At 68.9% G+C, this 13,540-nt stretch carries 14 protein-coding genes; 6 read left to right on the forward strand and 8 right to left on the reverse strand.

Going from position 1 to position 13,540, the window contains the following annotated elements; translation table 11 throughout:
- Positions 1 to 56 precede the first annotated feature (56 nt).
- Complete coding sequence (locus AB0B68_RS11605) at positions 57 to 449, forward strand: nuclear transport factor 2 family protein (protein WP_357207062.1); 393 nt, start codon at positions 57 to 59, stop codon at positions 447 to 449.
- A 133-nt stretch (positions 450 to 582) separates the two neighbouring features.
- Here the strand turns inward: AB0B68_RS11605 and AB0B68_RS11610 are convergent, their stop codons facing one another.
- Together AB0B68_RS11610 and AB0B68_RS11615 are read right to left on the reverse strand one after the other, a co-directional pair.
- Positions 583 to 1,668 (reverse strand): hypothetical protein, encoded by a 1,086-nt coding sequence (locus AB0B68_RS11610; RefSeq protein WP_357259560.1) that lies wholly within the window; start codon positions 1,666 to 1,668, stop codon positions 583 to 585.
- A gap of 113 nt (positions 1,669 to 1,781) precedes the next feature.
- The gene (locus AB0B68_RS11615; protein WP_357259564.1) at positions 1,782 to 3,947 is read right to left on the reverse strand and encodes a hypothetical protein; all 2,166 of its coding nucleotides are present in this window, start codon (positions 3,945 to 3,947) and stop codon (positions 1,782 to 1,784) included.
- Between the two features lie 282 nt (positions 3,948 to 4,229).
- Between AB0B68_RS11615 and AB0B68_RS11620 the strand changes: the two genes are divergently transcribed.
- Complete coding sequence (locus AB0B68_RS11620) at positions 4,230 to 5,432, forward strand: low temperature requirement protein A (RefSeq protein ID WP_357207057.1); 1,203 nt, start codon at positions 4,230 to 4,232, stop codon at positions 5,430 to 5,432.
- A 323-nt stretch (positions 5,433 to 5,755) separates the two neighbouring features.
- Here the strand turns inward: AB0B68_RS11620 and AB0B68_RS11625 are convergent, their stop codons facing one another.
- From AB0B68_RS11625 to AB0B68_RS11635, 3 genes are read right to left on the reverse strand one after another with little or no spacing between them, the layout of a single operon-like run.
- Positions 5,756 to 6,436 (reverse strand): GPP34 family phosphoprotein, encoded by a 681-nt coding sequence (locus AB0B68_RS11625; protein ID WP_357207055.1) that lies wholly within the window; start codon positions 6,434 to 6,436, stop codon positions 5,756 to 5,758.
- The gene (locus AB0B68_RS11630; protein ID WP_357207053.1) at positions 6,433 to 7,152 is read right to left on the reverse strand and encodes an ABC transporter permease; all 720 of its coding nucleotides are present in this window, start codon (positions 7,150 to 7,152) and stop codon (positions 6,433 to 6,435) included. The genes AB0B68_RS11625 and AB0B68_RS11630 overlap by 4 nt, the downstream gene beginning before the upstream one ends.
- A 26-nt stretch (positions 7,153 to 7,178) precedes the next feature.
- Positions 7,179 to 8,060 carry an ABC transporter ATP-binding protein gene (locus tag AB0B68_RS11635; protein ID WP_357259568.1) on the reverse strand — a complete coding sequence of 294 codons (882 nt, stop codon included), beginning with the start codon at positions 8,058 to 8,060 and terminating at the stop codon, positions 7,179 to 7,181.
- A gap of 107 nt (positions 8,061 to 8,167) precedes the next feature.
- Here AB0B68_RS11635 and AB0B68_RS11640 point away from each other — a divergent pair, with 107 nt between their 5' ends.
- From AB0B68_RS11640 to AB0B68_RS11655, 4 genes are all read left to right on the forward strand, one after another.
- Positions 8,168 to 9,322, forward strand: a complete 1,155-nt coding sequence (locus tag AB0B68_RS11640; protein ID WP_357259573.1) for a histidine kinase — start codon at positions 8,168 to 8,170, stop codon at positions 9,320 to 9,322.
- A complete protein-coding gene (locus AB0B68_RS11645) occupies positions 9,319 to 9,921 on the forward strand; it encodes a response regulator transcription factor (RefSeq protein ID WP_357207047.1) in 603 nt (200 codons plus the stop codon). Before AB0B68_RS11640 ends, AB0B68_RS11645 begins: the two co-directional genes overlap by 4 nt.
- Before the next feature lie 275 nt (positions 9,922 to 10,196).
- Positions 10,197 to 11,033 carry a CPBP family intramembrane glutamic endopeptidase gene (locus tag AB0B68_RS11650; protein WP_357259576.1) on the forward strand — a complete coding sequence of 279 codons (837 nt, stop codon included), beginning with the start codon at positions 10,197 to 10,199 and terminating at the stop codon, positions 11,031 to 11,033.
- Positions 11,034 to 11,182: 149 nt separating this feature from the next.
- Positions 11,183 to 11,659, forward strand: a complete 477-nt coding sequence (locus AB0B68_RS11655) for a hypothetical protein (RefSeq protein WP_357259579.1) — start codon at positions 11,183 to 11,185, stop codon at positions 11,657 to 11,659.
- On the opposite strand, the gene AB0B68_RS11660 is transcribed toward AB0B68_RS11655, so the two are convergent.
- The 3 genes from AB0B68_RS11660 to AB0B68_RS11670 all read right to left on the reverse strand — a co-directional run.
- Complete coding sequence (locus AB0B68_RS11660) at positions 11,626 to 12,117, reverse strand: barstar family protein (RefSeq protein ID WP_357208323.1); 492 nt, start codon at positions 12,115 to 12,117, stop codon at positions 11,626 to 11,628. The two genes, AB0B68_RS11655 and AB0B68_RS11660, sit on opposite strands and share 34 nt — an antisense overlap.
- Entirely contained in the window at positions 12,117 to 13,025 is a 909-nt protein-coding gene (locus AB0B68_RS11665; RefSeq protein WP_357259583.1) for a GNAT family N-acetyltransferase, read from the reverse strand. Before AB0B68_RS11665 ends, AB0B68_RS11660 begins: the two co-directional genes overlap by 1 nt.
- Positions 13,026 to 13,312: 287 nt before the next feature.
- Positions 13,313 to 13,540: RICIN domain-containing protein (locus AB0B68_RS11670; protein WP_357259586.1), on the reverse strand; the 228-nt coding region annotated here is incomplete at its 5' end.

Below are 13,540 nucleotides of genomic sequence, written 5' to 3' on the forward strand. Positions count from 1 at the left end.
CAGGATCGACGAGTACTGGGCACGCGGCTGCCGGAAAGACCCCGTACGCTGGCGTGGTGATCGACTTCCGCGCGGCAGTTGAAGCACGCGATCCCGATGCCATCACGGCGGCCCTTGCCGACGACGTGGTCTTCCGCAGCCCGGTGGCGTTCAACCCCTACCCGGGAAAGGCCATCACCGCGGCGATCCTGCGCGGCGTGCTGCGGGTCTTCGAGGACTTCCGGTACACCCGTGAGCTGAGCGGTGACGGCGGTCGCGATCACGCGCTGGTGTTCGAGGCGAGGATTGGCGACGTCGCCGTCGAAGGTTGCGACTTCCTGCACCTGGACGAGACCGGTCTGATCGACGAGTTCACTGTCATGGTTCGCCCACTGTCCGCCGCGCAGACTCTGGCCGCCGCGATGGCCGCCCAGTTCGAGCAGATCCAGCGGGAGGCGAGCGCCGGCTAGCTCGGCCGCAGGCGGTCGCTCGTCGGACGCTTCCGTCTGGTCCACACATCCCAGGTCGATGACTCCACCACGAGCGGCAGGCCACGACCGCGCCGGCAGCAACGCAAGCGCTACCGCCGGCGCGGCCCCGGCGTCAGAGCCGGGAGGTGAAGGTGGCCAGGAACCTGTGCGGGGTGACCGCGCCGGTGTTGTCGAAGCAGATGACGTCGACGTCGGCGTTGGTGGTGTACGGCCAGGGTTGGGTGAGGTGGCAGTAGTTGCTGCCGGCGCCCTGCGCCACCACCTGGGCGTGCGTCTCCTTGATGCCGATCTGCGGGAAGGTGGCCAGGTAGCGGCCGGAGGGCGCCAGCGGCGCCACGGTGTTCGCGCCGACGCCGAGCACCGAGTTGTCGTTTGTCGGCCCGCCGACGGCGGTACCCAGGTAGCCGAAGTACGAGGGTGGGCCGAGGGAGCCGATCACCGGCCGCCGACGGTGGTACGAGAGGGCGAAGTCGGTGTTGATGAACGCGCCCGCCTGGTCGTAGCAGAAGACGTACACCTGCACGCCGGTGCCGACCGCGCTCCAGGAGTAGACCTTGCAGCGGCGGGGACCGGCGTTCGGCTGCACGGCGGTGACCTGCACGTTGCCGGCGAGCAGATCGGCCAATCCCACCCCGGGCAGCCGCACCAGGTACTGCCCGACGCCCAGCGGCCCGACCGTGTTCACGCCACCGGTGGAGTTGTACGACTGCGCCACCAGCCCGCTGCTCCACTGCACGTACGCGTGGGAGGTGCCGGCCGGCAGCACGCCTGAGCTGGTCGTCCAGAGCACTGTGAACGGAGTGTCATCGCGCGTGCCGCCCGGCTTGTGGCACTGCACGTCGACGATTTCGTCGGTGCCGGACTGGAACCAGCGGACCACCTCGCAGTAGTGACCGGTCCGGTTCACCGGGGTCACGTGCGGCACACCGCGTGAGCTGGCACCGATCTGCGGAAAACGGACCTGGAACCGGCCGGGCGCGAGCTTGATGCCGTCGGCCCAGGCAGCGGGGAAGGCGGTCTTCCAGCTGCCCCACTGCCGGCTGGTGTCCAGCACGGTCCAGACCGGGACTGTGGGGTCCTTGACGTACGCGAAGCCCCAGCGGTCGGCGGTGGCCGCCGCGGCCGGTGTGGGCGGCGCGAGTGCGCCGGCGGCCAGGACGGCGGCCAGTGCAGTGGTGACGAACGATCGGAGACGCATCTGTTCCTCCAGTCGACGGGAACATGTCGGAGAGGAGTGTGCGCGTGGTGATCTGATGGTCACAGTCGGCTACATTGTGCTCCGGTGTCGGCTGTCCGCTACTCGTGGCCCGCTCAGCGGAGTTGGTCGGCCAGGTGGCGCACCGCGTCGGTGAACGCCTTCTCCGATTCGCAGGGCCGGTGTCCCTTGATCGGTGGCGGGAAGATGTCGCCGGACGGAGGTGTGACGGCGTACGGGTCGCGAAGCCGTCGGTCCACCGTCGCCTCCCGGTCGCACGCCGCGGGTGCCTTGTCGGGGCCCTGCGGCGGAAAGACGCGACCCCCGATGGGGTCGGTGTCCCGCCACAGATTCACCCACCGCCAGTTCACCCGGTCGGCGATCTCGTGAATCACCTCGTCGCTGACGTACGCGGGAAAGAGGCGCGCGTACAACCGTCGGAGGGGCGAGCCGTGGGTCAGCAGCCCGACCCGGTCGGTGACCCGCGGCGGCAGTTGGAGCACTGTCGCGGCGAGCAGGACGGAGCCGTGGCTGTGCCCGGTGAGCACCACCGCGTTACCGGAGTCGACGAGGTGGGTGATCCGGCAGGTCAGTTCGGGAACGGCACGTTCGGCGTAGCACGGTGGCGCGAACGGGTGCGCGGATCTGGGCCAGAACGTGCCCAGGTCCCACAGCACGCCGACGTACCGGCGGAACCACGGGGTGCGATGGGCGAAGATTCCACCGAGGACCAGGCCGACGATGAGAGCGGCGATCAGATAGCTGCCGACACCGATGAGGAAGTCGACGAAGCCGACCGGCAACCCGACGTAGCGCTGGACCATTTCGCCGGGAGGCGTCGGCAGCAGGCCGAGCGCGACCGCTGCTATACCGATCCCGGCGAGGCAGGCGTAGAGCACCGCGAGCGGCAACAGCCGCTCGGTGAACCGGGCACGGGCCAAGGTCTTGCGCACCTGCCGCAGTCGCGGTGTGGCATCGGGCGGCGCGTCCGGGAAGTCACGAGCAACGATTGCCGACGCGGCCCGGATCCGTCCCGGTCGTGACGCCACCGACACCACGGCGGCGACGGCCAGCGTCACCAGCACCGCCAGCGAGAAGCCGAGAATCGCCCAGATGCAGGCACGTGGCGGGCTGGTTATCAACGCCTCGGCGGTGGGCGCACCCCTGTTCAGAACGTCGGACACCCGATAGACCAGCTCAGCGGAGAACGTGATCGCCAGACTGATCGCGGCTACGGAGGTCGCCAGGGCACCGAGCCCGAGGGCGGGCGCGACATTCGGATCTCGAGCCCGATGCCAGAACAGCACCACCCCCAGGGCAGCAAGCAGCACCGCCTGACCGATGAACAGCCCGACGACGGTCAGGTTGTAGCCGGGCAGCCCGTTCCGCTCCGGCCAGGATGCCGAGCTGGTCACAACGAGGATCCAGACCAGCACAGTCAGACCGAGGGCGATCGTGCGTAGCGCGCTGACCAACCGGTCGAGCCGCAGCTCCGTGGGCGTGGCCAGGGGTGGGGTGCAGAGCAGAACCGCGCATGTGATCAACAGAAGTCCGGCAGCTGCCGTCAGCGCGATGGTGCCGATCGACAGTCCCTGCGCGGACCGGGCTGCGAGCAGGCTGAGGTCCAGCGTGGCAAACGCCGCCGCCACGTGAATCGAGCGCAGTCGTGCCACCAGTGGCTCATTGTCCCACCGGCCGACGGCGGTGAGCCGGTCCGCCGCACGAGGGTGGTCGGCCGCGCGGAAGACGTCAGCGGGAAGTGCCGGGCGCGCGCTGAGCCCCCACACCAGGCTGATGGCCGCAGCCGGTGCCAGTGCGAGCACCGCCAGGCGCAGTCCGGCGGGACGCCCCCCGAGCCAGGAGAGCCAGCTACGTCCGGTTAGGCACTCCGGTGAGGACATGCACTTCCACGCGATCACATCCAGGGCGACCCCCACGATGCTCAGCACGTACATCGAGGTCATGGTGAGCGCCAACAACCGGCACAGGGCCTTGATCACCGGGTCGCCGCCGGCTCCGGCCGGACGCATCCAGATGGCGAGGTTGATCAGCATGAAGGGCAGCAGGATCACCATCGACAACGTTCGCACCGCGTTGCCAGCGGGCAGGTTGTTCCAGCGGTAGGCCTCGAGCGTCACCGCGCCCGCCTCGCTGTCCTCGCGGTCTACCGCTCGCGGGCGGTAGAAGCCGCCCCGGTGGTCACCCGCCACCTGCTGCACGTGCGGTCGATCCAGCAGGTCATCCGGGCCGGTGGCGGACACCCCGTGCACCCGCAGTTCCACCAAACCGTCAGCCCCAGCGCGCCCGCCCCCGTCTCGCTGATCCATCCGGTACCGGCCCCCCGGCGTGTACGAGGCTCACACAGACCCGCTCGGGTGATCCGAGGGCGCCCGTCTGGCGCAACGGGCGTACCCCGCGAAGGAAGATGCAATCCCGTGCTCGTAGCGCGAGGTCGACATCCGGGCGGGCATGTTCGCCGGGCATTCTTCGGGTATCGACTCGACGACTGGCTTGGCGTGGTACCAATTACCCGGGAAGGCGAAGCCGGCAGGAATGGGCGGCCCATGTCGACAAGGGCAGCAGCGCTGCTTCGGAAACCCGGGCAACCGCAGCGACCAAGCCTTCTGGAACTCTTCTTCGACCTGGTCTTCATCTTTGCCCTCAATCGGGTCTCGCAGCGGCTGGTTGAGGAACTCACCGAGCAGCGAGTCGTCCTCATCGAGGCTGGCGAGACCCTGCTGTTGCTGCTGGCCTTCATGGTGCTGTGGTTCGTCACGGCGTGGGTCACCGACCTCTACGATCCGAAGCGGCCCCAGCTTCAGGTGCTGGTCTACACGGCCATGCTCGGCGCGCTGGTGATGGCAGTCGCCGTGCCGCACGCGTTCGGTGACAGAAGTCTGGCCTTCGCCGGTGCGTACGTCGCGGTTCACATCATCCGTGGCCTGGTCATCGTGCCGATACTGCGCGGCCACGAAGCTCAGCGCCGAGCAGCTGGAGTGTTCTTCTGGTTCACGTTGTCGGCCGTGCCGTGGATCGCCGGCGCGATCGTGACGGATCTGACCCGCAGCCTGTTGTGGACGCTCGCGATCGCCATCGACGGCACGGCACTTCTGATGTTCTATCCCGCGCCGTGGTCCCGCCCCACCCAACGGCAATGGCCCGTCCTGGCCGAATACCTTTCTGAGCGTTACCAACAATTCTTCATCATCGCCCTCGGTGAACTTATTCTGACGACCGGGTCGGCCTACAGCGACACCTCGTTCCGGCGGGGAGGAGCCGCGGCAGCCTTTGCGGTCTCATTCATCACGACCGTGCTCCTGTTTCGCGTCTACAGTTTCAGGGCGGGCCAACTGCTACCCGAAGCCATCAGAGCCGCCGCTCAGCCCGCGCATCTCATCCGAGAGGCTTTCCTCGCGCACGTACTCATGGTGGCCGGGATCGTCGCTGTCGCCGTCGGGTACGAAATCGTGATCGAACATCCGTTCGGGCACACCAACGCGGCGTGGATCCTCGTTGTCCTGGGCGGACCGATGCTCTTCCTGATCGGACGAGCCCTGGTGGAACATGCCGTGTTCGCCCGGGTGTCCCACTCCCGGATCGTCGGCGCTCTGGCGCTTGCCGGCGCCTCGCCGTTCATGATCCTTTTGCCGCCGCTGGCCGTGGCCGCCACCGCCGTCGTCGTCCTCGCCGGCATCGCGGCTTCCGACGCCGTCCACGCCAGGGGGAAACCGCCCGAAGGGCCGCACCCGCCCCATCCCAGAGAGTGAGCCGAACCGGACATCGTCCGGCTGTCTGCTCATGACCCCGTGGCGTCCGCTCGCTGTCCACCCCCGGGGCACTCCTCGGGCGGGGCGTAGGCACGGATGGTGCCGTTGTGCCGAGCAACCCTGCCGTCAGCGGTGAGGGGTACGAGGCGTTTACAGACGGGACACCGTCCCCGTTGGTGCTGCGAGCGCTGAGTCACGGTGCCTCCCCGGTAGGTCGTGCGCATCCGCCGAGCCATGCCGCCCATCGTTGCCGATCGAGGCTCGGAAGCGCGCTGATCACGGGGGCGACAACCACCCTCGGGCGGCCTGGTGCGCAGGCACCGCTAACCTCGCGGCAGCACGGTGATGGCGGCGACGGCGCTGTTGATGACGGTGGCCGTCACGGTGCGGGTCACGGCCGCCGCCGCGGCGTCGGCGCCCCAGTCGCCACGCTCGAGTTCCTTGGCCCGCGTGATGACCGGTGACGTCCACGGGATCTCGCGGTGGAACTGCGGGAGCGTTCCGCTCGCCGAGAGCAGCGCCGCGAGCGCCGCGACACGGGCCTGCGGCTGCGCACCGTCCACGAGGACCCGCCGGACGTCGGCGAGCAGGCCGGCCCGTCGTTCCGTTCTGCCCTCCCGTAGGGCTGTCGTCCGGAACAGGCCGAGCACCTTACGGGGCTCCTGGTCGATGTCGCCCCGCGCGATGAGCCGCTCCAACACCGGCTTGCGCAGGACGGGGCCGACCGCGGCCAGGGCCGTCTGCACCCCTCGCGGTTTCTCGGCGAGGTAGTCCCACGCCGGGCGCAGGAGGTCATCCGACGGTGGATGACCCGCCACGCCGCTGACCCGTCCCCGGGCCTCGGTGGTCAGGTGATCGCCGAGGGCGAGGTCCGCGAGGACGGCTCCGCCGAGGACGTAGAAAAGGGTGTTCTCTCCCGCGATGGTTCCAGAGTTGGGTTGGAACAGGAGCAGCAGAAGGTCTTCCGCCACTGTCGGCGTCCCCGGCCGGGTTTCGGTGGTCATCGGCGGGGCTCCCAGCGGAAGAGTCGGGTGGCGAGGGCGACGGCGACGGCGACCCAGCCGAGCGTGGGCGCGAGCAAGAGCAGGGAGTCGGTCACGGCGACGCCGCCGTTCCAGGCGTTCATGGTGAGTTCGGTGGCCGCGCCGCCGGGCAGCAGCCGCTTGAGCCCGGCGAGGTTCTCGGTGCCGGTGATGCCGACCCAGCTGGCCACGGCGATCACGCCGAGGGTGACGGGGAGGGTGGTGACCTGGGCGTGTTCGGGTGAGTTGGTCAGCCCGGCGGTGGCCAGCGCCAGGGCGACCATCATGGCCAGGGTGGCGATGGTCGCGACCACGAGCAGGGCGATGTTCGCCGGTGCGCCGGCGACCACGGCGAGGGCGGTCAGGATCGCGGTGACCTGGATCAGGGCGAGGACGACGACGGGCAGCAGGAGGCCGGCGAGGATGGTGGTGTCGGTTGCGGCGGTGGAGCGTAGGCGTTTGAGGAAGAGGTTCTGGCGTCGGGAGGCCAGGGTGGTGACGGCGGTGGTGTAGAGGCCGAAGGCGGTGATGGTGAACAGGATGATCGCGGCGATGTAGCCGAGGCTGCCGAGGTCGGCGAAGGTGTCGTGTTGGCGGACGAAGTAGGCGCTGACGACGACGGGGATGATGAGGCTGGTGATCAGGACCAGTCGGTTGCGGAAGATCTGGATCAGTTCGCTGGAGGCGATGGGAAACACGGTGGCGCTCCTGTCGAAATGGCGGGTCAGTTGTTGATGGCGCGGAAGACGTCGTCGAGGCGGGTCGGCCCGGCCTCCAAGCCCTGCAGCTCCACGGCGTGATCCTGCGCCCACCGGAGCAGGATGTGCAGGTCGTTCTGCAGTGCGAAGGTCTCGACCACGACCTTCCCGTCCACGTCGACGGCGGCCGGCAGCGGCAGCGCCGGTGCCGGTGCGGGAAGGGTGAAGCGGATGACGGCGGGCAGGGTGCGGGTCAGTTCGGCGACGGTGCCTTCGCGGTGCAGGGTGCCGTGGTGCATCAGTCCGATGCGGTCGGCGCGTTGTTGTGCTTCTTCCAAATAGTGGGTGGTGAGCACGATGGTGGCGCCGTTTTCGCGGAGTCGGTCGACGGTTGCCCAGACGGCGTCGCGGGATTGGATGTCCAGGCCGGTGGTGGGTTCGTCGAGGACGATCAGTTCCGGGGTGCCGTAGACGGCGGTGGCGAAGTCGAGGCGCCGTTTTTCACCGCCGGAGAGCTGGGATACTTTGCGGCGGGCTCGGCTGGTGAGGTCGACGAGGTCGAGTACCCGGTCGACGTCGTCGGTGCGCGCGGTGAGTCGACCGATCAGGCCGACGGACTCCCGGACGGTGAGGTCGGGGGAGAAACCGCTCTCCTGGAGCATGACACCCATTCGGGGACGTACCGTCTGGCGGTCGTCGGGGCGGTGCCCGAAGACACGTACGGTGCCGGAGGTTGACCTGCGGTGTCCCTCGATGACCTCCAGTGTCGAGGTCTTCCCGGCTCCGTTGGTGCCCAGCAGCGCGTAGAGCTCTCCAGGTCGTACCTCGAAGGAAAGGTCCCTGACGGCGTGGAAATCACCGTAGGTGAGGTTCAGCCGGTCAACTTCGATGACAGGTGTGGTGGACATGCACCTATGACAGCGCGGGCGCAGCCGATCCGTCAGTGGCGCCATGTCATCACCGCAAGTGACGTGGTGTCACTGGTCCCGGCCGCTGGCTGCCGGATACTGACCTGGTGACCGCGAGCCCGCCGCGCTTCACCCAGTCGACGCAGGGAAGGCTGCGCCGGCTCAACCTCGCGACCTCACTGCCGCCGGTGGTGTTCGCCGCGGTCATCCTGCTCTACACCGACGCGCGCGCCTGGTGGCACGTCGTCGTCCTGGCACCCGGTGCCGTGGCGGCCGTGGTGGCCTTCGAACGGTGGACGGCAAACGACCTCGCCCGGGTCGCGCTGCCCTGCCTGGTCGTGGCCGGGGTGGTGTGGCCACTGGGAGTTCTGGTGAGCGGCAGCCCCAACGCCTACTGGGGGTTCTGCGCGGTGGGCTCCCTCGCGATGCGCGAGGTGCGACGGCGCCGGAAGCTGGTGATGGCCGGGCTGTTCACCTACGTCGCCGCCGTCGGCGCGGCGCGGTTGCTGGTGCAGCGCGACGACATCGGTCACGTCCTGGTCACCTATGTCCTCATCCCGACCGCCCTCACCGTCATCGTGACGGTCTTCACGGTGGTGGGCGAGCGGTTCTACGACCTCATTCGGGAGCTTGAACAGACTCGGGAACGCGAGGCGGAGCTGGCGGTGGTCCGGGAGCGGGTGCGGTTCGCCAGCGACCTGCACGACATCCAGGGCCACACCCTGCACGTGGTCAAGCTGAAGATCGCCCTGGCCCAGCGGCTGCTGCTGCGCGACACCGCTCGGGCGGAGAAGGAGCTGCGGGAGACGTACACGCTGGTCAGCGACACCATCGCGCAGACCAAGGAACTCGCCTACGCGCAGCGGCGGCTCAACCTCACCGCGGAGATCGAGAACGCGAAGAACCTGTTCGAGGCCGCCGGCATCCGGGTCCGAGTGACCCGGGAGGCCGAGGTCGACGCCCGCGCCAGCGAACTGCTCGGGCAGGTGCTGCGGGAGACGACCACGAACATCCTGCGGCACGCGCAGGCCACCCAGGTGCAGATCACGCTCGCCGCGTCGGGCATCACCATCGTCAACGACGGTGCGACCGCCACCTCGCCCCCGCAGCTCAGGGGCCTGGCGGCGCTGAGGCAACGGGTGGCGGACGACGGAGGTGAGCTGTCCGTGGAACAGAAGGACGGGCGGTTCCTGACCGCAGCGACCTTCCCACCCGCTCAGGCCGACGCGGCCCCGACGGTTACCGGGAAGGACGACCGATGACCACCATCGTGCTCGCCGACGACGAGGCGTTGCTGCGCACGGCCCTGGCCGCGCTGCTGCCGATGGAGGGTGACATCACCGTTCTCGCCGAGGCGCAGGACGGCCGTACGGCGATCGACGCCACCCTGCGGCACCGGCCCGACGTGCTGGTCATCGACCTGGAGATGCCGGGAGTGGACGGCCTGGGCGCGGTCGCCGAGATCCGCCGCGAGCGACCGGAGCAGGTGATCCTCATGCTGACCCGGCATGCCCGGCCCGGCGTGCTGCGCAAGGCGCTGAAGCTCGGCGTCCAAGGCTTCGTCAGCAAATCCGCCGAGCCGGCCCACATCACCTCGGTCATCGCCACCCTGCACGCGGGGAAACGCTGGATAGACCCGGACGTGTCCGTGCTCGCCGTCACCGAGGACTCCCCCCTCACCGAGCGTGAAGCCGACGTCCTGCGGGTCACCGGCGAGGGCTACTCGGTCGCCGACATCGCCGCTCGGCTCCACCTGGCTCCGGGCACCGTCCGCAACTACCTGTCCAACGCGATGCGCAAGACCCAGACCCGGACCCGCCACGAAGCGGCCCGCTATGCCCGCGAACACGACTGGCTGTAGGCGCATCCGCCGTCGCCGACCGTGACCGTGAGTTGCGACTGTCCGAGGAAATGTCACTGTGACGTGGTGACGTGGTGGCACTGACGGCGAGGCGCCATGAGCGCTGCAATGGGATCTCCACACCGACGAGAGGGAGCTCCCCGATGAACGCCCCCAGAGCCGCAGAACCCTGGACAGGGACGAGCCCTTCTGGTGCGGGAGGCTCGCGCCTCCAGACGCCGGAGCATTCCCGGCTGGCCGTCGACAGCTCCCGGCCCTTCGGTGCCCACCTTCGGATGAGCTGGTGGAAGCCGCTGGTGGTCATCGGCGTGCCGCCGCTGGCGATGGTGGTGCTACAGGTTCTGCTCTACCAGCTCGTGGGCGTCATCGAGGGCAGCGACGACCCGATGTCAGCCACCCTCACGCCGTTGAAGTTCCTGGCCGTCAACGTCAGCATCGGCACGGCGGGCGCCCTGGCGATCCTGCTCCTGGTCTGGATCGCCAGGGTGCCGTGGCGCAGCCTGATCAGTGCGCCCCGAGCCTTCGACGCTCGCCGCCTGACGTACTACCTGGTCGCGGCGGCGCTGCTGGTGGGTGCCGGGATCGGTGTCGTGGCGCTGGTCGCGCCCGACGCCCCGGGCTGGACCGCCTTCGGTGTCACCGGCACGACGATCGGCATGCTGGCGATCATCGCGCTGAGCACCCCGGTGCAGGCCGTCGGCGAGGAGCTGATGTTCCGAAGTGCGGTGCTGCCCGCCGCCGCGTCCTGGGTGCGTGCGGTTCGCCCCGCCCTGGTCGTCGGGCTCGTCGTGTCCGGCCTGGGCTTCGCCGTGGTCCACGGGTCGGCTGACCCCTGGTTGTTCGGCTACTACACAGTGATCGGGGTCAGCACTGGCCTGATGGCCATCATCAGCCGTGGCATCGAGGCACCGGTTGCCTTCCACGTCGCCAACAACGTCCTGTTCACGACCGTCAACACGGTGATGGCAGACGGCGAGGCCTTCGCGATCGACAGGTCCACCGACTCCGGTGACGCGTCCCTGCTGATCCTCGGCGCCGTCAACGTCGCCATGGTGGTGCTGGTCTGGCTGCGCGAGCGGCGAGCCCGGCCCCGGGCCGTCAGTAGTCGGTAGGACCGCAGGCCGTCGTGACCAGCGAGCGATTGGACACGTCCTCGTCTGGTCGGGTGTGCGTCGGTGCTCCCCGCACCTCCCTCTCCTGGGGGAGTGGAACCGACCCGGGGAGGGAGGCGTCACGCTGTCGGCTTGGCGAGGGTGCTGGTATGCCCGTTTTCAGTAGTCGTCGCTGGGCGTACGGCGCCTTGGCTTGGTTGATCGTCTTTGTGGTGTCCCACGTGATCCTGGTGTTCTTCCCTGGGCGCGATCCAACCGGCGACGGACCGTGGGGCATGAGGGCCTACGTGATCTTCAACGTGGTGCTCATCTCGATATCGGCGCTCGGAGCAGCCGTCGTTCTGGCCACCGTCCGCCCGCCGGCGCGACAACTTCCCCGGTGGCTACTTCTGACCCCACTGGTGTTTGGCAGCGTGCTGCTCGTCATCCGCGGTGTGCCAGGAATGGCCGAGAACTTTGTGATGGTCAGCGGCGTCCGTCGCGGTGGTTTCATGGGGGTGGCGGACGTCTCCACTGGCGAGATCTGGGCCGGCATCGCAATCAACACCTACTTCTTCGCCGGGGCGGCGTTGCTGGTCGGGACAACCGTTTCCTACGGCCGGCGATCAGCGATGCCGTCTCGCTGAGGCGTACCGGCGTCCGCACGGGCGATCTCCTGCCGCAACAGCGCCGCCTCGTCGTCGCGGTCGCAGAGCAGCAGCACCTTGAACGCTGGTTGGCCGAACGGCCTGGCCCAGTGGTGTACGGCCTGCGACAGGATGCACAACAGCGTGTGCCGATCCTCGGCGCTGCTGGACAACACTCGAGGCGCGTTCTCGACGACGATGAGGTACCCGTCCGCGGGCATCCAGTTCAGGTCGCGGAGGCAGTCGGACAGCGCGGCCCAGTTCCACCCGAAGTAGCCGGGAAAGATCAGCGCGTCGGAGAACTCGTAGAAGGTGTGGTCAGCATCCGTCATCCTCGCACCGTCGAGCCGGGCGACGACGAATCTGCCGGCTGCCGGTAGCACCGCCGCCAGCTCGACCAGGGCACTGCGTGAGCAGACCTCGACCTGATCGGTGGGGCCGCTCCACCAGCTGCTCATCAGACGATGACCAGGTTGGCCATGTCGACGACCGGCCGGTAGCCGAGGGTGGCGTAGATCTTGTTCGACGTCGGGTTGGCCTGGTCGGTGAACAGGCAGACCTGCGTACCCTGGGCCTGGATTCGGCGGGAGACCTCGGCGACCGCGTTGCTGGCCCAACCGCGCCCCCGATGGGCCGGCGGTGTGTACACCGGGCCAAGGCGGGCCACCCCGAACGACGGTGGGTTGGCACCCGTGAGGTGCACCGGCTCCCCGGTCTCGTCGAGCCATAACCACAGCCGTCCGGCGTGGATCCGATGCAGCACCTCCGCATGGTCGGGCGCTTCGTGCGTGCTGGCACCACGGGGGCGGCCCGCCTGTTCGTCGGCGTCGCCCACGAACGCGGCGAGCCACTCGGTGACCAGTCCCGCGTCGTCCACGGTCGCGGGCACCAAGCTGCCGGGCACCGGTGGTGGCGGTGTCAGTTCACCGAGCTGGTGCAGCCGTGTGTGCTGGTTGACCCGGACTTCACCCCCGCCGAGCTGGGCCAGCGCTGCGGCGCACAGGTCGACCGCGGGCAGGGCGCCGTTGACCGCGAGGACCTCCTCCCCGCGCTCGTGCAACGCGTGGGCGAGCGCAACGGCCGCCTCGTCGGGCATGGGCAGCAGGAACGGCGGATAGGGGGCATACGGCGCCGAGCGCATCCCGGCACCAACCACCGCGCCGGAGTCGTCGCTGACCACGAGCCACCAGTTGCGGTCGGGCTGAGGGATACCCTCTGCCCGTTGCGACAACAGCCGGTGCGCGATGGTGGTCACGACCGTGCTGACGACCGGATCGGCGCCCAGGTAGTCACCGGCAACGGTCAGGAACTCGCCCGGGTCGCTGAGGAATCGCAGCCGCAGTCCGGTCCTCGGGACAATGCTCATCCGCGTACGCTAGCCACCGCCCACCGGATCGACACCGGAATTTTGTGCGTCCCGAGGACCTGCAGGCGCTGCACCAACCCGTGCGGCGGGCCCACGGAGGGGCCGAGGTCGGGTGCATCAGCGTGGCCAAGCAGGCCCGGGACGCAGGGCGTCGCCGCCCTCCGGGCATGTGATGCGGGCGGACCCGGCGCGACGCCGGGTCCGCCCGTTTCAAGTGTGCTGGATCTCGCCCTGCCGCTGGTCGACCTGCACACCCTCGAACAGGTGATGCGCGGAGTCGGCCGTGATCAACGAGCGAGGGCGGCGAGCCGGAACTGCTGGTTGGTTTGTCCGTGGCAGTCGTAGAGCTGGATCTGGGCGCCGTTGGCGGTGCTCCAGGCGTCCAGGCATCGTCCGGACTGGACGTTGCTGATGGTGCCGTTGGAGTTGACGTTCCACTGCTGGTTGGTCTGGCTGTGGCAGCTGTAGATCTGCACTGCCGCGCCGTTGCCGGTTCCGGCCGCGTCGAGGCACAT

This window comes from Micromonospora sp. NPDC049049, from assembly GCF_040649115.1.
In the GTDB taxonomy this organism is placed as follows: Bacteria; Actinomycetota; Actinomycetes; order Mycobacteriales; family Micromonosporaceae; genus Micromonospora.